General features: G+C 71.0%; 16 protein-coding genes and 2 tRNA genes. 14 read left to right on the top strand and 4 right to left on the bottom strand.

Annotation, left to right across the window (positions count from 1 at the left end):
- Positions 1-520 precede the first annotated feature (520 nt).
- The 8 genes from gyrB to O3597_RS24800 all read left to right on the top strand — a co-directional run bounded on the left by gyrB (position 521) and on the right by O3597_RS24800 (position 8893).
- Complete coding sequence (gene gyrB, locus O3597_RS24835; protein ID WP_164448758.1) at positions 521-2467, top strand: DNA topoisomerase (ATP-hydrolyzing) subunit B; 1947 nt, start codon at positions 521-523, stop codon at positions 2465-2467.
- A 126-nt stretch (positions 2468-2593) separates the two neighbouring features.
- Positions 2594-5113 carry a DNA gyrase subunit A gene (gene gyrA / locus O3597_RS24830; protein ID WP_281602535.1) on the top strand — a complete coding sequence of 840 codons (2520 nt, stop codon included), beginning with the start codon at positions 2594-2596 and terminating at the stop codon, positions 5111-5113.
- A gap of 4 nt (positions 5114-5117) precedes the next feature.
- On the top strand, positions 5118-6029 hold the full coding sequence (locus tag O3597_RS24825) for a DUF3566 domain-containing protein (protein WP_281602534.1): 912 nt from the start codon (positions 5118-5120) through the stop codon (positions 6027-6029).
- Between the two features lie 361 nt (positions 6030-6390).
- A tRNA-Ile gene (locus O3597_RS24820) sits at positions 6391-6464 on the top strand.
- A gap of 44 nt (positions 6465-6508) precedes the next feature.
- Positions 6509-6637 (top strand): DLW-39 family protein, encoded by a 129-nt coding sequence (locus tag O3597_RS24815; protein ID WP_210936323.1) that lies wholly within the window; start codon positions 6509-6511, stop codon positions 6635-6637.
- 37 nt (positions 6638-6674) lie between these two features.
- Positions 6675-6747, top strand: a tRNA-Ala gene (locus O3597_RS24810).
- A gap of 400 nt (positions 6748-7147) precedes the next feature.
- Entirely contained in the window at positions 7148-7771 is a 624-nt protein-coding gene (locus tag O3597_RS24805) for a hypothetical protein (RefSeq protein WP_281602533.1), read from the top strand.
- A 153-nt stretch (positions 7772-7924) separates the two neighbouring features.
- On the top strand, positions 7925-8893 hold the full coding sequence (locus O3597_RS24800; protein WP_164448903.1) for an L-threonylcarbamoyladenylate synthase: 969 nt from the start codon (positions 7925-7927) through the stop codon (positions 8891-8893).
- A gap of 6 nt (positions 8894-8899) precedes the next feature.
- Here O3597_RS24800 and O3597_RS24795 read toward each other — a convergent pair whose 3' ends face one another.
- A complete protein-coding gene (locus tag O3597_RS24795; protein ID WP_281602532.1) occupies positions 8900-13411 on the bottom strand; it encodes an HAD-IC family P-type ATPase in 4512 nt (1503 codons plus the stop codon).
- A gap of 150 nt (positions 13412-13561) precedes the next feature.
- On the opposite strand from O3597_RS24795, the gene O3597_RS24790 reads away from it, so the two are divergent.
- The 6 genes from O3597_RS24790 (at position 13562) to O3597_RS24765 (ending at position 17745) form a co-directional block, all read left to right on the top strand.
- Entirely contained in the window at positions 13562-13822 is a 261-nt protein-coding gene (locus O3597_RS24790) for a hypothetical protein (RefSeq protein WP_164448754.1), read from the top strand.
- 54 nt (positions 13823-13876) lie between these two features.
- Complete coding sequence (locus O3597_RS24785; protein WP_281602531.1) at positions 13877-15256, top strand: MFS transporter; 1380 nt, start codon at positions 13877-13879, stop codon at positions 15254-15256.
- Positions 15257-15417: 161 nt separating this feature from the next.
- The gene (locus O3597_RS24780) at positions 15418-16050 is read left to right on the top strand and encodes a GAP family protein (RefSeq protein ID WP_164448753.1); all 633 of its coding nucleotides are present in this window, start codon (positions 15418-15420) and stop codon (positions 16048-16050) included.
- A 70-nt stretch (positions 16051-16120) separates the two neighbouring features.
- Entirely contained in the window at positions 16121-16900 is a 780-nt protein-coding gene (locus tag O3597_RS24775) for an NAD(P)H-binding protein (protein ID WP_281602530.1), read from the top strand.
- A gap of 37 nt (positions 16901-16937) precedes the next feature.
- Entirely contained in the window at positions 16938-17135 is a 198-nt protein-coding gene (locus O3597_RS24770; protein WP_164448751.1) for a hypothetical protein, read from the top strand.
- A gap of 61 nt (positions 17136-17196) precedes the next feature.
- On the top strand, positions 17197-17745 hold the full coding sequence (locus O3597_RS24765; RefSeq protein ID WP_281604630.1) for a YbaK/EbsC family protein: 549 nt from the start codon (positions 17197-17199) through the stop codon (positions 17743-17745).
- A gap of 55 nt (positions 17746-17800) precedes the next feature.
- On the opposite strand, the gene O3597_RS24760 is transcribed toward O3597_RS24765, so the two are convergent.
- The 3 genes from O3597_RS24760 to O3597_RS24750 are packed head-to-tail and all read right to left on the bottom strand — an operon-like array spanning position 17801 to position 19367.
- Complete coding sequence (locus O3597_RS24760; protein WP_281602529.1) at positions 17801-18436, bottom strand: DsbA family oxidoreductase; 636 nt, start codon at positions 18434-18436, stop codon at positions 17801-17803.
- A gap of 51 nt (positions 18437-18487) precedes the next feature.
- The gene (locus O3597_RS24755) at positions 18488-18916 is read right to left on the bottom strand and encodes a SufE family protein (protein ID WP_164448749.1); all 429 of its coding nucleotides are present in this window, start codon (positions 18914-18916) and stop codon (positions 18488-18490) included.
- Positions 18917-18941: 25 nt separating this feature from the next.
- Complete coding sequence (locus O3597_RS24750; protein WP_164448748.1) at positions 18942-19367, bottom strand: CBS domain-containing protein; 426 nt, start codon at positions 19365-19367, stop codon at positions 18942-18944.
- Between the last annotated feature and the right edge of the window lie 44 nt (positions 19368-19411).

Genomic DNA, 19411 nt, shown 5'->3' with positions numbered 1-19411 from the left:
GGCACGGGCGAGTGGATCGGGTCGATCGTCCGGTTCCAACGGTGAAAGATCAAGGCCGCTCCGGCAACCCGAGGGTCGAGGATCGCCCGTCCCGGGTCGTACCGACCATTACCGCCCAGCGCTCACCGCCGCACCCGGCAGCGCCGTCACGCGACAGATCCGTTGATCATGCCGTGGCGTGTAGGGGGAGTCGCGGACAGCGCGATTCGGCCCGCTACGGAGATCTGAGCCGCTGCGAAGGGGTGCCGAGTGGTGGTTCTATCGCCCGCGCACAGTAAGATTGGCGTGAGACGAAGACCCGGTGCGGAGTGACGGGTCACGGGTCCGGTGCGGGCCCGCGATCATCCGTCCGACTCGGGTCGAGCCGATCGCGATCCGCGGGCGACCGCGGCGACCGGCGCGTTCGACCCGTACCCCGGATTTGTCCCCGGTGCCGGTCCGCGTGCCGACGTCGTGTCTGTCCGCCGAACCCGCGTTCGACGTGCCCTGTGGCGCGCCGGGCGCGAGAAAGTGGCCGAGGGTGGCAGCGCAGGACAATCAGCAGTACGGCGCCGAGTCGATCACCGTTCTCGAGGGGCTGGAGGCGGTCCGCAAGCGGCCCGGTATGTACATCGGGTCCACCGGCGAACGCGGCCTGCACCACCTCGTGTGGGAGGTCGTCGACAACGCGGTGGACGAGGCGCTGGCCGGCTACTGCGACACCATCGACGTGGTGCTGCTCGCCGACGGCGGCGTCCGGGTCACCGACAACGGCCGGGGATTCCCGGTCGACCTGCATCCCAAGCTCAAGAAGCCGGGTGTCGAGGTGGCCCTGACCGTCCTGCACGCGGGCGGCAAGTTCGACGGCAAGGCGTACGCGGTCTCCGGCGGTCTGCACGGCGTCGGCGTCAGCGTGGTCAACGCCCTCTCCACCCGGATGGCGGTGGAGATCCACAAGGACGGCTTCGTGTGGCGGCAGCAGTACCACCACTCCAAGCCGACCACCCTGGAGAAGGGCGAGCCGACCGACCGCACCGGCTCGGCGGTCTCCTTCTGGCCCGACCCGAACGTCTTCGAGACCGTCGACTTCGACCTCCAGACGATCTACCGCCGGCTCCAGGAGATGGCGTTCCTGACCCGTGGCCTCACCATCCACCTGCTGGACGAGCGGGTCGCGGAGGGCGAGGAGGGCAAGCTCCGCGAGGTCACCTTCAAGTACGACGGCGGCATCGCCGACTTCGTTCGCCACCTCAACGCCTCGAAGACCCCGATCCACAAGACGGTGATCGAGTACGGGGCCGAGGAAGAGGGCATGTCACTCGAGATCGCCATGCAGTGGAACGAGTCGTACGGCGAGTCGGTCTACACCTTCGCGAACAACATCAACACGCACGAGGGCGGCACCCACGAGGAGGGCTTCCGGGCCGCGTTGACGAGCGTCGTCAACCGCTACGGTGCGGAAAAGAAGCTGCTCAAGGGCGACGAGAAGCTCTCCGGCGAGGACATCCGCGAGGGCCTCGCCGCGATCATCTCGGTCAAGCTGACCAACCCGCAGTTCGAGGGCCAGACCAAGACCAAGCTCGGCAACACGCCGGTCAAGAGCTTCGTCCAGCGGGTCTGCAACGACCGGCTGGTCGACTGGCTGGACCGCAACCCCGCCGAAGCGAAGATCATCATCACCAAGGCCTCCCAGGCCGCCCGCGCCCGGATCGCCGCCCAACAGGCCCGCAAGCTGGCCCGACGCAAGTCGCTGCTGGAGTCCGGCTCGATGCCGGGCAAGCTGGCCGACTGCCAGTCCACCGACCCGCGCGAGTCCGAGGTGTTCATCGTCGAGGGTGACTCGGCCGGCGGCTCGGCCAAGCAGGGACGCGACCCGCGTACCCAGGCGATCCTGCCGATCCGCGGCAAGATCCTGAACGTGGAGAAGGCCCGGATCGACCGGGTGCTGAAGAACAACGAGGTGCAGGCGCTGATCACCGCGTTGGGCACCGGCATCCACGACGACTTCGACATCGAGAAGCTGCGGTACCACAAGATCGTGCTGATGGCCGACGCCGACGTCGACGGCCAGCACATCCAGACGCTGCTGCTCACCCTGCTGTTCCGCTTCATGCGCCCACTCGTGGAACTGGGCCACGTCTACCTGGCCGCCCCCCCGCTCTACAAGATCAAGTGGAACCGGAAGGGCGACGACGCGCAGTACGCGTACTCCGACCGGGAGCGCGACGGGCTGATCGCGCTGCGCCAGCAGAAGAAGGCGAGCGCCAAGCCGGACGACATCCAGCGGTTCAAGGGTCTCGGCGAGATGAACTACCCGGAGCTGTGGGAGACCACGATGAACCCGGCCACCCGTACGCTGCGCCAGGTGACCCTGGACGACGCGGCAACCGCCGACGAGCTGTTCAGCGTGCTGATGGGCGAGGACGTGGAGGCGCGCCGCTCGTTCATCCAGCGCAACGCCAAGGACGTGCGCTTCCTGGACATCTGACGGACGCCGTACCGGGCCGGAGCGTTCCGGCCCGGTACGGGTCCACAGAGTTATCCACAGCTTGGCCGGTATCCACAGCCGTTATCCACAGCGCAAAAGCGACACTCAGTCTGATAAGGGTTAACAGTGACCGATTCCCCCGAGTCCACACCTGACACGCCCGAGGTCCCCGAGCCGCTGGCCGCCGTCGTCTCGCGCGACCGGATCGAGCCGGTCGGGCTCGAGGTGGAGATGCAGCGCTCGTACCTCGACTACGCGATGAGCGTCATCGTCGGGCGGGCGCTGCCGGACGTCCGGGACGGGCTCAAGCCGGTCCACCGCAAGATCCTGTACGCCATGTTCGACTCCGGCTACCGGCCGGACCGGGGCTACGTGAAGTGCTCCCGGGTCGTCGGCGACGTGATGGGCCAGTTCCACCCGCACGGCGACTCGCCCATCTACGACGCGCTGGTCCGGATGGCCCAGCCCTGGTCACTGCGCTACCCCCTGGTCGACGGCAACGGCAACTTTGGCTCGCCCGGAAATGATCCGGCTGCGGCCATGAGATACACCGAGTGCAAGCTCGACCCGCTGGCGATGGAGATGCTGCGGGACATCGACGAGGACACCGTCAACCTGCAGGACAACTACGACGGTCGGGCCAAGGAGCCCACCATCCTGCCGTCGCGGATCCCGAACCTGCTGGTCAACGGGTCCGAGGGCATCGCGGTCGGCATGGCCACCAAGATCCCGCCGCACAATCTGCGCGAGATCGGCGCGGCGGTGCAGTGGTGCCTGGAGAACCCGGAGGCCGACGAGGCCACCACTCTCGAAGCCCTACTGGAGATCGTCAAGGGCCCGGACTTCCCCACCCACGGTCTGATCGTCGGACAGTCGGGGATCCAGGACGCGTACCGCACGGGTCGCGGCTCGATCCGGATGCGGGCCGTGGTCGAGGTGGAGGAGGACAAGCGGGGTCGGCCGGCGCTGGTGGTCAGCGAGCTGCCGTACCAGGTGAACCCGGACAACCTGGCCGAGCGGATGGCGGAGCTGATCAAGGAGGGCAAGCTCGGCGGGATCGCCGACATCCGCGACGAGTCCTCCGGGCGTACCGGCATGCGGATCGTGCTGGTGCTCAAGCGCGACGCGGTCGCCAAGGTGGTGCTGAACAACCTCTACAAGCACACCCAGCTCCAGGAGACCTTCGGCGCCAACATGCTGGCGCTGGTCGACGGGGTGCCACGCACGCTGAACCTGGCGAAGTTCATCCGCTACTACGTCGAGCACCAGATCGAGGTGATCCGGCGGCGGACGGCGTTCCGGCTGCGTAAGGCGGAGGAGCGGGCGCACATTCTGCGCGGCCTGGCCAAGGCGCTGGACGCGCTCGACGAGGTGATCGCCTTGATCCGGCGCTCGCCGACGGTGGAGGACGCCCGGCAGGGTCTGATCCGGCTGCTGGAGATCGACGAGATCCAGGCGACCGCGATCCTGGACATGCAGCTGCGCCGGCTCGCCGCGCTGGAGCGGCAGAAGCTCCTCGACGAGTTGGCCAAGCTGGAGGTGGAGATCGCCGACCTCAAGGACATCCTGGCCAAGCCGGAGCGGCAGCGTCGGATCGTCTCGGAGGAGTTGGGGGAGATCGTCGCCAAGTGGGGCGACGAACGACGCACCAAAATCATTCCGTTCGACGGTGAGGTCTCGATGGAGGACCTCATCGCGCGGGAGGACGTGGTCGTCACCATCACCCGGACCGGGTACGCCAAGCGAACCAAGGTTGATCTCTATCGCTCGCAGCGGCGGGGCGGCAAGGGTGTCAGTGGCGCCTCGTTGCGGCAGGACGACATCGTCAGCCACTTCTTCGTCTGCTCGACGCACGACTGGATGCTGTTCTTCACGAACAAGGGGCGGGTGTACCGGGCCAAGGCGTACGAGCTTCCGGAGGCCAGTAGGGTGGCCAAGGGTCAGCACGTGGCCAACCTGCTCGCCTTCCAACCGGACGAGCAGATCGCACAGATCATCGAGATCCCGAACTACCAGGTGGCTCCCTACCTGGTCCTGGCGACGAAGAACGGTCTGGTGAAGAAGACGCGGCTTGAGGAGTTCGACTCCAACCGGTCCGGCGGCATCATCGCGATCAACCTGCGCGATGAGGACGAGCTGGTCGGTGCTGCGCTCGCCGGCCCCACCGACGACCTGCTGCTGGTCTCCAAGAACGCCCAGGCGATCCGGTTCAACGCCACGGACGAGGCCCTGCGCCCGATGGGTCGGGCGACCTCCGGCGTGATCGGCATGCGCTTCAGCGAGGAAGATGAGCTGTTGGCCATGGAGGTCGTCCGGGAGGGTCTGGACGTTCTCGTGGCCACGAACGGCGGGTACGCGAAACGTACCCCGATCGAGGAATACCCGGTGCAGGGCCGGGGAGGTAAGGGTGTGCTGACTGCGAAGATCACCGAGCGACGCGGTGGTCTGGTCGGCGCTGTCGTGATCGACCCGGACGATGAGCTGTTCGCTATCACCAGCAACGGTGGCGTCATCCGGACTCCGGTGAAGCCTGTACGCCGTACGCGTGACCGGAACACAATGGGGGTCAAGCTGATGGACCTTCCGGACGGCGTGACTATCGTGGCGATTGCTCGAAATGCCGACGAGCCTGACGAACAGGACTAGTTGAATGACGGAGACACAGGCGAAGTCGGGGAACGCGGGGACCTCGGCCAACCCGGTCGACGAGGAGGCCGCGAAGAGCGGCACGCCAACGACCGGCCGCGCGGCCGTGGGTCGGGCCACCGTCCCTGCCGACGCGCCTGCCCCGAAATTCACCCGGGCTCCCGGTATGGCCCCGCCACCCGACAAGCCGACGGACGGGCCGGAGGGCGACGACGCCGAGGCGAAGTCGACCGACGGGGGCAGCGCCACGGAGGCCAGCACAAGCCCCCTCGGCAAGCCGTCACCTACCCAGTCCGCGGCTGTTCCTGCCGGCAAGCCTTCGGCGGGCACCACCGGGGTTCTGCCGGCGGCCAGCACCGGCACGACCGGCACCCAGCCCCGGGTGACCGGGGTCGGTCCGAAGCCGGACGCGACCCGGTCGTTCGGGCTCGGTCGCCCGGCCAACGGTGGCGGGCTGCCGCCGGGGGTCAGCTCCGCGGTGGGTGCCGCACGGGTCGGTGAGGCGGTACGCGCGGCGCGTACCTCGGTCAGCTCGGCCGCCTCGCGCGGGCCGCGCCGGGCCCGGCTGAACCTCAAGCGGATCGACCCGTGGTCGGTGATGAAGTTCGCCTTCGCGGTGTCGGTGGTGCTGTTCATCGTCATCGTCGTGGCGACCTCGGTGCTGTACCTGGCGTTGGACGCGATGGGCGTGTTCAGCAGCGTGAACGACAGCCTCGGTGACCTGGTCAACGCGGGTGGCGGGCAGGGCACGGAGGGCTTCCAGATCACCGCACGTGGTGTGATCTTCAGCTCGGCGTTGATCGGCCTGGTGAACGTCGTGCTGTTCACCGCGCTGGCCACCCTCGGTGCGTTCGTCTACAACGTCTGCGCCGACCTGGTGGGCGGCATCGAGCTGACCCTCGCCGAGCGGGACTGACCCGTTCGTCGACGCCGGCCCGCGCCGCCCTCTACGGCGATGCGGGCCGGCGTTTCCGTACCCGTAGCGCCCGCTCTGCCGGTGCGGACGCCGCATACCGACGTCTCCGGCGGCCAGGTCCGCACGGGGTCGGCGGCTGGGTCCGACGTGGGATGCCGTATGCGGGGGTCTGCGGCGGCCCGGATCGCGCGGGATGCCGCATCCGGCGGGAGGGGTCCGCCGGGGGTCGTGCACACGGTTAACCCGGTGTACCGGGTCCTGCTACTCGGGTAGGTTCAGGGGGCGGCGTGGGGTGGCTGGTGGGCCTGGCCCCGATTTGGGGGGCGCTGGGCGGATGGGTTAACCTTGCTCGTCGCTACGCGGGGCTATAGCTCAGTCGGTTAGAGCGCAGAGCTGATAACTCTGAGGTCGCTGGTTCGATTCCAGCTAGCCCCACCGCACATGGTCCGACGGCACGTCGAGCGTGAGGGGCAGCCCCGATGTTCAAGAAGCTGTTGATCCTGGTCGGTGTCGTCGGCGTGGCCGCGGTGGTGGCCAAGAAGGTCAAGGAAGCCAACGACGAGCGCGCCCTCTGGCACGAGGCGACCACCTCGCCGGACCTGCGCTGACACCGTCCGCTCTGACCTGCGGCACCAACGCCGCGACGGGGCCCTAGCTCAACTGGCAGAGCACTGCCTTTGCAAGGCAGGGGTTAGGGGTTCGAGTCCCCTGGGCTCCACGCATCTTTCTGGCCTGCTGTATGTGGCGATATCTGGTCTCATGTGAACCATCGGGCTTTCTGAGCTGGTGGGGCGGGTACACGACCACCACGAGCGGGTGACGCGCACGGCCGTCCGTCCGCCGTGCTGGTTTCGGTGGAGGATCTGGCCCGAGGTGTAGAGGTCTCCGCTGGGCAGCGGAGACCATTCGCGTCCGTCGCGCCTCGGCCACTGAGCCCTCCCCCGCCAGTAGCTCTGGCGAGGTGCGGTTCGAGCAGGCGGCGCCTTCCAAAAGCATTGACGGGTGGCATTCTCTTGGCTAAGTTGATCTTTCCATGACGTATTGACGCGGGGGCTCGGATGTCTGTCGATTCAACGTTGGGTGCACGCACCCGTTCAACTCGCCGCAGGCTCGTTGGGATGGCCGCCTCCCTGCTTCTGCTCGCCACCGGCTCGACTCTGATGGCGTCGCCGGCGTCGGCGGCTGTCGAGGCGAAGGTGCCCGGTCCGCCAGTAGTCGACTTCCCGGACGGGAACAGCGTTTCCGCAGGTGGTCAGCTTGCCATCCGGTTCGGCGTGAGCGGTGAGCGACCGGTGACCCGGTTTCGGTACAGCGTCGGCAACACCACCCTGGGCAGCGAGGTGCCGGCTGCGCAGGACGGAACAGCCACTGTGACGATCGACGTAGGCAACGTGACCGGTGAGCGTCCGGTGTACGCGGTGTCGGTCGACCGCAGAGGTCGGATCAGCCCCATGACGCAGGGCGCCTTCACGGTCTACGCCGTCTGGAGCCTCCAGGGCCGAGCCATTGACGCGAACACCTGGTTGCCGGTGGAGGGGGCGACGATCCGACTGGAGCCGGCTGGGGTAGAGGTTGTCACCGGCCCGGACGGCATCTTCCAAGTCGCCGTCGACCCGGGCCTCTACACCCTCACCGGCACCTACGCCGGCCCGCCCAGCCTCTCGGGCAGCAGCCAGCCGTTGGAACTCGACGGTCAGGGACTGTGGTTCGACCTGCTCCTGTTTCCGGATTTCGCGAGCTGATGACCAACAACCGCTGCGATGAGGGTTCCCTCTCCGCGGGAGGAGCCGACGTTGTCAGCGCTGAAATCAGCGAGCGGTGGTCCGGGGTGACGCAGGGCAGGTGGTCGGCGGCAGGCTAGCGTCGGAGGGGTGAGCATGGGATCTCCTCGTGTCCTGCCTGCCGATGGTGACCTCGGCGAGGCGTCTGCCGTGTTGCGTACGGGTGGCTTGGTGGCCTTTCCGACGGAGACGGTCTACGGGCTGGGTGCGAACGCGTTGGACGCGCGGGCGGCGGCCCGGATTTTCGAGGCCAAGCAGCGGCCGAGTTTCGATCCGCTGATCACCCATCTCGCCGACGCGGCGGACCTGGAGCCGCTTGTGGGGCCGGTGTCGCCGGCCGTGGCGGCGTTGGCCGCCCGGTTCTGGCCGGGGCCGTTGACCCTGATCGTGGATCGACCGGCCGAGATTCCGCCGATCGTGACCTCCGGGCTGGACAGCATGGCGGTGCGGGTACCGGATCACGAGCACGCTCGGCGGCTGATCGCCGCTGCCGGGGTTCCGGTGGCCGCGCCTAGCGCGAACCGGTTCGGCCAGCTCAGTCCCACCCGTGCCGAGCACGTGGTGCGTGGGCTGGGTGCGGCCGTGGACATGGTGCTCGATGGCGGGCCGACCCGCTGTGGGATCGAGTCGACGATCGTGGACGCCCGGGGGGATCATCCGGTGGTGCTGCGGCTCGGTGCGTTGCCGGTCGAGGAGTTGGAGAAGGTGACCGGGCCGGTGACGGTGCGGCCAGGTAGCTCGGGGCAGCCGGTCGCACCGGGCACCTTGGCCGCGCACTACGCGCCGCGTACGCCGTTGCGGCTGGTGTCCGGCGCGGGGCCGGTGGGTGCGGGGCGCGGGTATCTGGCGTTCCGGGACCGGCCGGCGGGCGACTGGGCGGCGGTGGAGGTGCTCTCCGCCTCCGGTGACCTGACCGAGGCGGCGGCCCGCCTCTTCGACGCGCTGCATCGACTGGACGCCGCCCGGGTGACCGAGATTGTCGCGGAGCCGGTACCGGACACCGGTGTGGGGCGGGCGGTCAACGACCGGCTGCGCCGCGCCGCAGCCACCTGGGATCCCGCCGCCCACGAGCAACAGGTCTGACGCGGGTCACCCGGGGTGCGCAGCGGCTTCCCGTCCGCTGTCGGTCGGCCAGCCGACGTGCGGCTGGTCGTCCGCTCGCCCGCCGTCGACTCCGTCGCCGTCGTCCCGCTGGTCGCCGGCCTGCTCGCCTTCGGCCTGCTCGCCTTCGGATTGCGGGAAGCGTGCGACGAGGCGGGTGAGGGCGCCGTTGGCGAGGGTGGCGCCGAGCGCGGATCCGGTGGCGATGGTCCAGCCGACCGGTCCCAGCGGGGTGCAGCCGAAGAACTGGCTCAGTCCGGGGGTCTGCACGACCGCGGCCAGCACGCCGAAGGACGCGGCGGTGGAGGCGAGCACGGTCGGGCTGGTGCCGCCGGCCAGCACGGTCTGGCCGAGCTGGGTGCCCACCAGGGAGACCAGGGCGACGGTGCCGGCGCGTCGCCGGGTGCCGGTGTAGCGGGCGAGTGTCCAGCCGGTGGTCGCACCGAGGGTGGTGGCGGCGGCCCGCAACCCGATCTCCCGGGTCATGGTCTGACCGAGTGAGCTGTCCGGTCCTTCGCGGAGCAGCCCGTCGGCGTGGTCGCCGGCGGGCGGCCGCACGGCGATGGCCAGTGCGGGTGCCAGGTCGGTGAGCAGGTTGACCAGCAGCAGTTGGCGTCCGTTGAGCGCGGCTCGGCCGGTGGCGGCGGCGGTCAGCACGCTGAACGCGATCTCGCCGAGGTTACCGCCGACGAGGATGCTCAGCGCGTGGCGGACCGAGGACCACATCGCCCGCCCTTCGACCAGGGTGGCGATGATGGTCTCCAGCCGGTCGTCGGTGACCACCAGGTCGGCGGCGGCACGCGCCGCCGGGGTGCCCCGTTGGCCGAGGGCGATGCCCACGTCGGCCAGCCGGATGGCGGGGGCGTCGTTGGCGCCGTCGCCGGTCATCGCGACGGTCCGACCGCACTTCTGCAACGCCTGGATGATGCGGACCTTGTGGGCCGGGGTGCAGCGGGCGACCACGTCGGTGCCGGCCAGCCGCTCGGCGAGGGCATTGTCGTCGAGTTCATCGAGTTCGGTGGCGGTGACCACCCGTTGGGCGTCGCCGTCGCTGATGGTGGCGGCGATCGCCTCGGCCGTTGCCGGATGGTCGCCGGTGATCATGATGGTGTGCACGCCCGCCTGCCGGATCCGGCGGACGGCCGGCGCGGCGCTGGCGCGTACTCCGTCGGCGATGGCCAGGAACCCGGTGAAGACCAGGCCGCGTACGCCCTCGTCGGTGATGTCCGGGTCGGTGACGGTGCACTCGGCGACGGCGAGGATCCGGTGTCCCGCACCGGCGCGTTCGCCGAGCAACCGGTGCAGTTCGGCGCGGCCGGCGTCGTCGAGCGGTTCGTCGCGTCCGGCGACGCGGTTCGCGGTGCAGCGGGGCAGGACCGCCTCCGGTGCGCCCTTGACGCTGAGCAGCGACCCACCGTCGGTTCTTCCGACGCTGGCGTGGTAGCCGCGCGACGGTTCGAACGGGAGACCACCGACGGCCCGCCAGCCGGCCGCCCCGTCGTGTTCCTCGACACCGGCGGCGCGGGCGCCCCGCAGCACCGCCCGGTCGGTCTGCATGGAGAGTTCCTCGGGGTCGTCGGCCGCCGGGGTGGCCCGCAACGCCGCGGCCAGGGTGCGTCGCAACCGGTCGTCGAGGTGTTCCAGCGGGGAGTACGAGCCGGCGTCACCCACCCCGGCCAGCATCAGGTGCCCCTCGGTGAGGGTGCCGGTCTTGTCGAAGCAGAGCACGTCGACCCGGCCCAGCGCCTCGATGGTGCGCGGGTTGCGGACCAGCGCACCGTGTTCGGCGAGTCGTCGGGCGGCGGCCAGTTGGGCGGCGCTGACCAGGAACGGCAGTCCCTCGGGCACCGAGGCGACGGCCAGGTTCGCGGCGGTCGCGGCCGTCTGGGCCAGCGGTACGCCCCGCAGCAGCCCGGCGCCGGCCACCGCGACCGCCGACCCGGCGGCGAGTGGGATGGCGGTGCGGGTCAGCTTGCCCAGGCGGGCCTCGACCCCGCTGACCGGTGGCGCCTGCCCGGCCAGGGCGAGGCTGCGTCCGGCCTCGGTGTCCGCGCCGGTGGCCACGACCACGGCGTCGCCCCGGCCGGCGGCGATGCTGGTTCCCTCGTAGACCATCGAGGAGCGCTCGGCCACGGCGGCGGCGACCACCGGTTGGTCGGTCTTGGTGACCGGCAGGGACTCACCGGTCAGGGAGGACTCGTCGGCTTCCAGTCCGACGGAGGTCAACACCCGGCAGTCGGCGGGTACGGCGTCGCCGGATTCGAGCACGATCACGTCACCGGGGACGAGGTCGTCGGCGGGTACCACCCGTTCGACGCCGTCGCGGCGGACCCGGGCGGTCACCGCTGAGCGGGACAGCAGCTCGGCCAGCGACTTCTCCGTGTTGCGCTGGTGTACCGCGCCGACCAGCGCGGACGCTCCGACGACCCCGCCGACCAGGGCGGCGTCGACGAGGGAGCCGAAGCTGGCGGAGAGCACCGCTCCGGCGGCGAGCACCGGGGTGAGCGGGTTGGCGAGTTCGTCGACGAAGGCGCGGAGCAGCCCGCCGGGGCCGGCGGCCTGACCCGGGCGAGCGGAGTGTCGCCGTTCGGCCTCGGTCTCGGTCAACCCGTCGCGGCCGGTGCCGAGCTGGTCGATGACGGTGGGCACCGGCATCAGATGCCAGGCGGTGATCGCGGGTGCGGGCGCGACGTTCGTCTCGGTCAACCGACCGGCCCGCCAAACACCGTGTGCGAAGGCCAGCGCCGCCGCACCGTTGACCGAGGCGAGCGCACGGCCGGGCAGCAGGGCCGGGTCGGCGGTGAGGGCACCGAGGGCGCCGAGGCCGGTGCCGGCCAGTCCGATGCGCAGGTTCTGTGCGGTCATCCGCCGGGCCACCCCGGCCGCTTCGATGAGCAGGGAGACGACCCGCAGGTCGGTACCGACCAGCAGGTGTGCCCCCCAGGGCGGTGGATCGTCGGGGTCGGCGAGGCCCAGGCCGCAGTCGGCAGCGGCGAGAGCGCTGCGGTCGCCGCTGACGAGCATCACCACCGCGCCCTCCCGTTGCAGGGCGCGTACCGACTCGGTGAGCTGGTCGTCGCCGGGCATCAGCGCGTCGGCGGAGGCGTACCGCTGCGGGTCGCCGCCGGCCACGACGAGTCGCAGACCGGCCTGCCGGGCGACGGTCGGCAGGGCTTCGACACCGGGTGCCGGCTCCGGTTCGACCCGCAGCACGGCCGTGAGGGCGTCGGCCCGGGCCAGGCCGAGCAGGGTGCCGCCGCGTGCGCGGAGCCGTCGGCTGTCGTCGGTGTCGCCGGGGTCGTGCACGTCGAGCCGGTCCAGCGGGCCGAGCCGCCAACCGTCGAGCTGGTGTACGTCGTGCGGTGCGGCCGGTTCGAAGAGGGTGAACGCCTGGGCGGCGACCTGGGACGTGTCGACTCCGGGTAGCGGGGCCAGGTCGGCCAGGACGCCCCGGTCGGAGCCGAGGATCCGGGCGTCGAGTACCAGCGTGTCGATGCGGTCGAGTTCGCGCAGCACGCTGCGGTCCATCGCGATGACGCCGCGTCGGGCGAGGATCCGGCCGAGTTGGGCCGCGTACCCCTCGCGTCCGCTGCCGGGCGCCTTGGGCAGCGCGGACAGGCACAGGGCGGCGGCCCGTTTCGGGCCCACCACGGGCGTCGCGGCGGCGAAGGCGGCCGCGCCGCCGGCGAGCATCCGGTTGATGTACCGCTCGACGGAGCCGTCGGGCTTCGGGCAGGGCCGCTCGTAGTCGGGAGTACGCGCGACGGCGCGGTCCGGGTCGCCGGTGAGCCGGGGTTCGGCCTTCTCCCAGGCACGCAGCTGGGCCAGCCCCTCACCCCACTGCACGATCCGTTGTGCGCCGTCGAGCACTATTCCCGTCCAGCCGCCGGTGAGGCCCTGCACCACCGCCTCGGCGAGTGGGAAGAGGACTTCGGCGCGGGGGTCGCGGCGTAGTCCGAGGCCGGCGAGGGCGTGCAGCTTCGGGTGCAGGTCGATGGCGGTGAGCAGTCCGGAGACCTCGCCGGGGACCGGGGTGACGGGCAGGATCCGGGTGGCCGCGGAGATGGTCAGGCCGAGCGCGTCGGAGGCGAGGGCGCCGAGGGTACGCGGGGTCCGTGGACCCTCCTCGGGTGGGTGCGGCGGTGGGATCTCCGGATCCGGTTCGTGTGGGCAGGTCCGTTCGACGCGGGAGATGGTGGCGACCAGCTCCCGTACCTTCGGTCCCGGTGTGTCGACGGCGACGACCACGCGGCCGGAGGGGGCGTTGACCCGCGCCCAGGTGACTCCCGGCATTCGTTCCAACGCCGTCTCGACCTGACGGGCGAGGGTGTCGCCGCCGTCCTGGCAGACACCGTGGACCTCGATGTGGTGCCGGCCGGGACGGGACCACACCCGCCGGCTGGTCAGCCCGGCCGCCCGGGCCAGCCGGGTCGCGGTGGCACCGACGCGGTGGGAGGCGGCTTCCACCACCGGAGGTACTCCGACGGCGCCAAACCGCATTTCGCCTCCCACCGTTCGTGCCCGGCGGCCTGGCTTCCCGGCCGGACGTCCCTTATGCCCCTCGGAGCTGGGAAAAGTTTCCTGCTCGGCCGGGCATGGACGGCTGCGGCGGAGGAATCCGAGGTGGGCGTCATCGGTAGGGGAGGCGAGATGAGTGCGCTGACACGACAACTCAGTGGGACCCGGGAGACGTTGCAGGCGTTCACCCGCCGGGTGAACGTGCCGTGGCTGGGGGAGGTGGCGGTGCCGCCACCCGACAAGCTGACCTACTACGCCGGCATCGGGGTGCTGACCGCGTTCCAGGTGATCGAGTGGCCCTTGGCGCTGGTGATCACGGCCGGGCACCTGCTGGCCGACCAGCACCTGTCCGGTCTGGCCAAAGGGCTAGGCGAGGCGCTGGAGTCGGCCTGAGGTAAGCCGCGTCACCCTTGACCTGAAGGCGGGTTGAGGTCCGAGGCTTGCCCCATGCTGATCGCCCCGTCCCCGGTCCCCGCCGAGTCGCTGTTCGCCCCTCGACTGCGGGCCATGACGGTGGGCAGCGTGGCGCTCGTCTCGTTGCTGGCGTTCGAGGCGTTGGCGGTCGGCACCGCCATGCCCACGGTCGCCCGGGCCCTGGACGGTCTCGCGTTGTACGGGATCGCCTTCGGTGGTCCGTTCGCGGCCGGCGTGGTGGCGATGGTGCTCTCCGGAATCTGGTGTGACCGTCGCGGTCCGCGTGCGCCCATGTGGGCAGGTCTCGCCGGGTTCGTCGCCGGGTTGCTGCTCGCCGGCGCGGTCACCGACATGGCGACACTGGTGGTGGGTCGGATCGTGCAGGGCTTCGGTTCGGGCCTGCTGTCGGTGGCGCTGTACGTGATCGTCGGGCAGGCGTACCCGGAGCAGTTGCACCGCCGCATCTTCGCCGCGTTCGCTGCGGCCTGGGTGGTTCCGTCGCTTGTCGGTCCGGTGGTGGCGGGGTTGGTCGTGGAGCACGTCGGCTGGCGGTGGGTGTTCCTGGCGGTGCCGGTGGTGGCGGTGCCGGCGGTGCTGTTGATCCATCCGGGGCTGCGGTCGATCGGGGTGGCCGGTCCGGTCCGCCGCTCCGTCGGGGCGCTGGCGCGGATCGGCTGGGCCTGCGGGGCGGGGGTGAGCGCCGCTCTGTTGCACATCGGGGGTCAGCAGCGTGGCGTCGCCGCCGCTTCGCTGGTCGGGCTCGCCCTGGTCGGCATGGTGAGCTGCGTTCCGCGACTGCTGCCGGCCGGGTTCCTGCGTGCCGGTCGCGGCCTGCCCACCGTGGTCGGGCTGCGGGGGCTGGCCTCGGCCGCGTTCGTCGGTGCCGAGGTGGTGATCCCGTTGATGCTGTCGCGGGAGCGGGGATTCACGCCGACGGCGGCGGGGCTGGTGCTGACCACCGGGGCGCTGTCCTGGTCGCTCGGCTCGTGGTTGCAGGCGCGGATCCGGTCACCCCGGTCCCGGGGCACCCTGCCGAGGGCCGGCCTCACCTGCATCACGGCCGGTACCGCGGTGGTGGGCGGCTGCGTCGTCCCGGCGGTGCCGGTATGGGTGGGCATTCTCGGCTGGGCGGTCGCCGGGCTCGGCATGGGTCTGCTCTTTCCGTCGCTGTCGGCGCTCACCCTCGAGTTGTCGGCTCCCGGCGAGCAGGGGCGTAACAGTTCGTCGCTGCAACTGTGCGACTCGCTCGCGTCGGCGACGGTGCTGGCGCTGACCGGTGCGGTGCTCGCCGCCGGGGCGGCACCGGGCCGCTTCGACTACGGGCTGACTCTCGCCGTGGCGGCCGGACTCGCCCTGGTTGGTGCGCTGCTCGCCGGTCGGGTCGTGCCGGCGCCGCGTCCGGTCTCGGTCTGACGGCCGGGTGCCTGCCGATCGGTGTCGGTCCGACCGGGCCGGGTGTCTGCCGGGAGCGGTGTCGGTCTGACCGGTCCGGGTGCCTGCTGACCGGGCCGGGTGGTGGGCGGATTGCGGAAGTGGCGGTGCGCGGTCGGGGTAGCCGGCAGGATGGGCTGGCGATGACCTTCCTGACGCTGCTGCCGTTGGCTGTGGTGATGGTCGCCGGCACGCAACTGGTGGCGGCGGTCTTCTTCGCCTCGTCCGACCGGCCACGGGCTGCCTCGCTGGGCTATCTGGCGGGTGCGGCGCTCGTCGTCCTCGGTGGCACGACGCTGGCCTGGCTGGCGGTCCACCTATTCAAGATCAATTTCACCGGTGCGGGTCGGGGCACCGTCGAGCGGTGGATCGACTGGTTCGTGCTGGCGCTGCTCGCGGTGCTGGCGGTGGTGGTGTTCCTGCGCCGGCACGCGGGGCCGCCTCGGTGGATGGGTCAGCTCCAGCACGCTGGCCCCGGGTACGCGGCGAAGGTGGGTCTGCTGCTGTTCCTGGGGATGCCCTCCGACGACCTGACCATGGCCACCGTCGGAGCCAGCGCCGCTCGGCACGATCTGCCGTGGTGGCACCTGCTGCCCTTCGTGCTGCTCACGTTGGCCCTGCTCGCCCTTCCGCTGCTGGCGTTGCTGCTGCTCGGTCGCCGGGCGGCGGCCGTGCTGCCGCGTCTGCGGGACTGGGCGAACAGCCATTCCTGGCTGGTCAGCGAGGCGGTCATCGGGCTCTTCGTGGTGATCACCGTGCTCGACCTGGCGAAGTGAGTCCGCTCACAGCCGGTCACGTCGAGGACGGCTCGTTCCGTCGAGCGGGCAGGTGACGAGGGAGGTCGACATGCGCGTACTGGTGACCGGGGCGGGCGGCACGCTGGGCCGGGAGGTGCTGCCCCGGCTGGTCGACGCGGGCTACGAGGTGCGGGCCACCAGCCGCCGGCCGCGTACCGGATCGGGGGTGCGGTGGGTGGTGGCGGACCTGGCCACCGGCGACGGGATCGCCGCGGCGGTGACCGACGTGGACGCGGTGCTGCACCTGGCGTCCTCGCCGACCCGGCGAACCCACCAGATCGACGTGCTCGGCACCCGCCGTCTGGTCGATGCCGCCGCCGATGCCGGAGTGCAGCACCTGGTTTACGTCTCGATCGTCGGCGTGGACCGGGTGCCCTACTCGTACTACCGGCACAAGCTGGCCGCAGAGCGGGTCATCGCCGACGGCACGGTGCCGTGGACGGTGCTGCGGGCCACCCAGTTCTTCCCGTTCGTCGACGAGCTGCTGCGGCTGTCCAGCAAACTCGGCCCGGTCATCGGTGACCGGGCGGTGCTGGCCCAGCCGGTCGACGTCGGCGAGGTGGCGGACAAGCTGGTCGAGCTGCTCCGGGTCGGGGCACGCGGCGGCATCGTCGAGTACGGCGGCCCCGAGGTGCAGCGCTTCGACGCTGCGGTGCGGGCCTGGCGGCAGGCGCGCGGCTCCCGTCGCCCGCTGCTGCCGATCCGTTTCCCCGGCCGCCTCGGCCGGGAACTGCGCGGCGGTGGCCTGGTCACCGACGCCCGACCGGCTGGCCGGCGGACCTGGGCCGACTACCTGTCCGACACGTACGGGCGAACAGCGGCGCGATGACACCTGCTCGGGTTCACGTTCGCCCTACCGTCGAGCCATGCTCACGTTCGTCATCACCAGTCTCCTGTACGTCTGCGGGTTCGTCTTCCTCTACGGCGTGATCCGACTCGCGGTGCGGCACGCGATGGAGGACATCGAGGTGCGCCGGGTCCAGGCCGCGCGGGCGGAGGAGATGGCCGCCTCCCGGGACCGGGCGATGCTGGAACGACACGGCTTCCTGACCAGCGAGGGCTGAGTTGCCGGCCTCCGGTCCCCGGTCCGCGTCGCCGGCTGCGGATGCGACGATCACAGGCGTGATGGGAACGCTGAAGACCGAGCCCGCCCGCACCCGTACCGACCTGTTGGCCGCGCCGGTCGCCGCCGCGCTCGCCCGGTGGCCGGCCGACGCGCCGGTGGACGTCGACGCGGTGCTGGTCGCGCCGATCGACGCCGACCTCGCCGACACCGCGGCGTTCTGCGCCGCGTACGACGTCGGGCTGGACGAGTCGGCCAACTGCGTGGTCGTGGCCGGTAAGCGCGAGGGAGTGACCCGGTACGCGGCCTGCCTGGTGCTCGCCACCACCCGGGCGGACGTGAACGGGGTGGCGCGCCGGGCGCTGGACGTCCGCAAGGCGAGCTTCGCGCCGATGGCCGACGCGGTGGAGTTGACCGGCATGGAGTACGGCGGGATCACCCCGATCGGGCTGCCGTTGCAGTGGCCGATCCTGGTCGACGCGCGGGTGGTGACCACGCCGTACGTGGTGATCGGGTCGGGCGTACGGCACAGCAAGATCGCGCTGCCGGGTGCGGCGCTGGCCGCGCTGCCCGGCGCGCGGGTGGTGGAGGACCTGGCCAGACCGGCCTGACCGTCGACCGGAATCGATGTCGTTGCACGTGAAACATCAACGACGTCGATGGCTGTCAGTGTGCGGCGGCCTCGCGCTGCGCCACCTCGGCAAGAGCGGCGAGCAGGGTTTCCGGTTCCTGCGCCCCGGTGACGCCGTACCTGCCGGCGAGCACGAAGGTGGGCACGCTCGTCACCCCGAGCTGCCGGGCGGCGGCCAGCTCGGCCCGCAACTCGGCCACCCCTTCGTCGGAGTCGAGGAAGCGGCGGGCCTCGTCGCCGTCCAGCCCGACGGTCGCGGCCACCCCGGCCAGCGCCTCCCGCGAGCCGATGTCGACGCCGTCGGTGAAGTGGGCCCGGTGCAGAGCCTCGACCAGCTCACCGTCCCGGTCCCGCTGACCGGCCCAGTTGGTCAGCCGGTGCGCGTCGAAGGTGTTCGCCGCGATCGCCCGGTCGAAGCGCAGGTCCAGACCCACGCTCGCGCCCACCTCGGCGACCCGGGCGACCATCTGCCGGGCCTGCTCCGGGCCACCGAACTTCTCAGCCAGCACGTCGAGCGTCGGACGCGGCGACGGCACCGGCGACGGGTCCAGCTGGAACGGCCGGTGCCGGACGGTCACCGTGCCGTCGTACGACGCGAGTGCCTGCGCCAGTCGGCGGCGGCCGATCCAGCACCAGGGGCAGACCACGTCGGCGTAGATGTCGATCTCCATGACCGGGAACAACCCGCTGACCGGCAGGTCTGTTCCCGACTGCCGCCCGGCTCACGCCGTCTGTTCGCGCACCTGCCGCTTGAGCCGGGCGAGGATGGCGGTGCCGCCGCGTACCCGCAGCGGGCTGATCGCCTGCGCCAGACCCATCCGCTGGTACAGGTCGTCCGGGACGGCGAGGACCTGTTCCGGGGTGGCACCGGCCAGCCCTTCGGCGAGGATGCCGGCGAACGCCCGGGTGGTGGGTGCCTCCGGCGGGCAGTCGAACAGGGTGTCGACGGTGCCCTCGGACGTCACCTCGGCGCGCAGGAAGAACGGGGTCTGGCACTCCACGACCTGCTCCATGCCCTCGTGCCCGGGATGCCCGGCGGGCAGCGGCGGCACGGCGTCGGAGTACTCCAGCAGCATCTCCAGCACCACGTCACGTGGCGCGGCGGCGAACTCGTCGACGATCTCGGCCAGCTTGCTCGGCATCTCGGGCATCCCGCCAGGCTACCGGCGGCCTTCCTCACACCGTGGGCGACTGCTCGCTGATCTCGCCGAGCGCCGAGGTGGGGTCGAGCTGCATGGCGAGGTCGCCGAGGGAGACGATGCCGACCAGCTTGCGCTCGTTGTCGCAGACCAGCACGCGCCGAATGCCGCGCTCACGCATCAGCGACGCGGCCTCACCCGCGGTGCAGAACTGCTCGATCATGACAACCTCGCGGGTGACGATCGAACCGATGGTGGTGGTGCTGGCGTCGGCGTTCTCCGCCACCGCGCGTACCACGATGTCGCGGTCGGTCAGGATGCCGGCCAGGTTCGCGCCGTCGGTGACGACGACGTCGCCGATGTCGGCCTCCTTCATCACCCTGGCCGCCTCGTCGAGGGTGGTCTCCGCCGGCAGGTAGATCACCTGCCTGGTCATCACGTCAGCGACCCGGTAACCGGTCATCAGAGAGCCCTCCAGAGCAACGTTGAGCCGATCGGGATGCGTTA

The sequence above is a fragment of the Verrucosispora sp. WMMA2044 genome (assembly GCF_027497155.1).
Taxonomy (GTDB): Bacteria; Actinomycetota; Actinomycetes; order Mycobacteriales; family Micromonosporaceae; genus Micromonospora; species Micromonospora palythoicola.
Note: the sequence above shows the minus strand (reverse complement) of the source record. Positions and strands in the feature narration are given on the sequence as shown.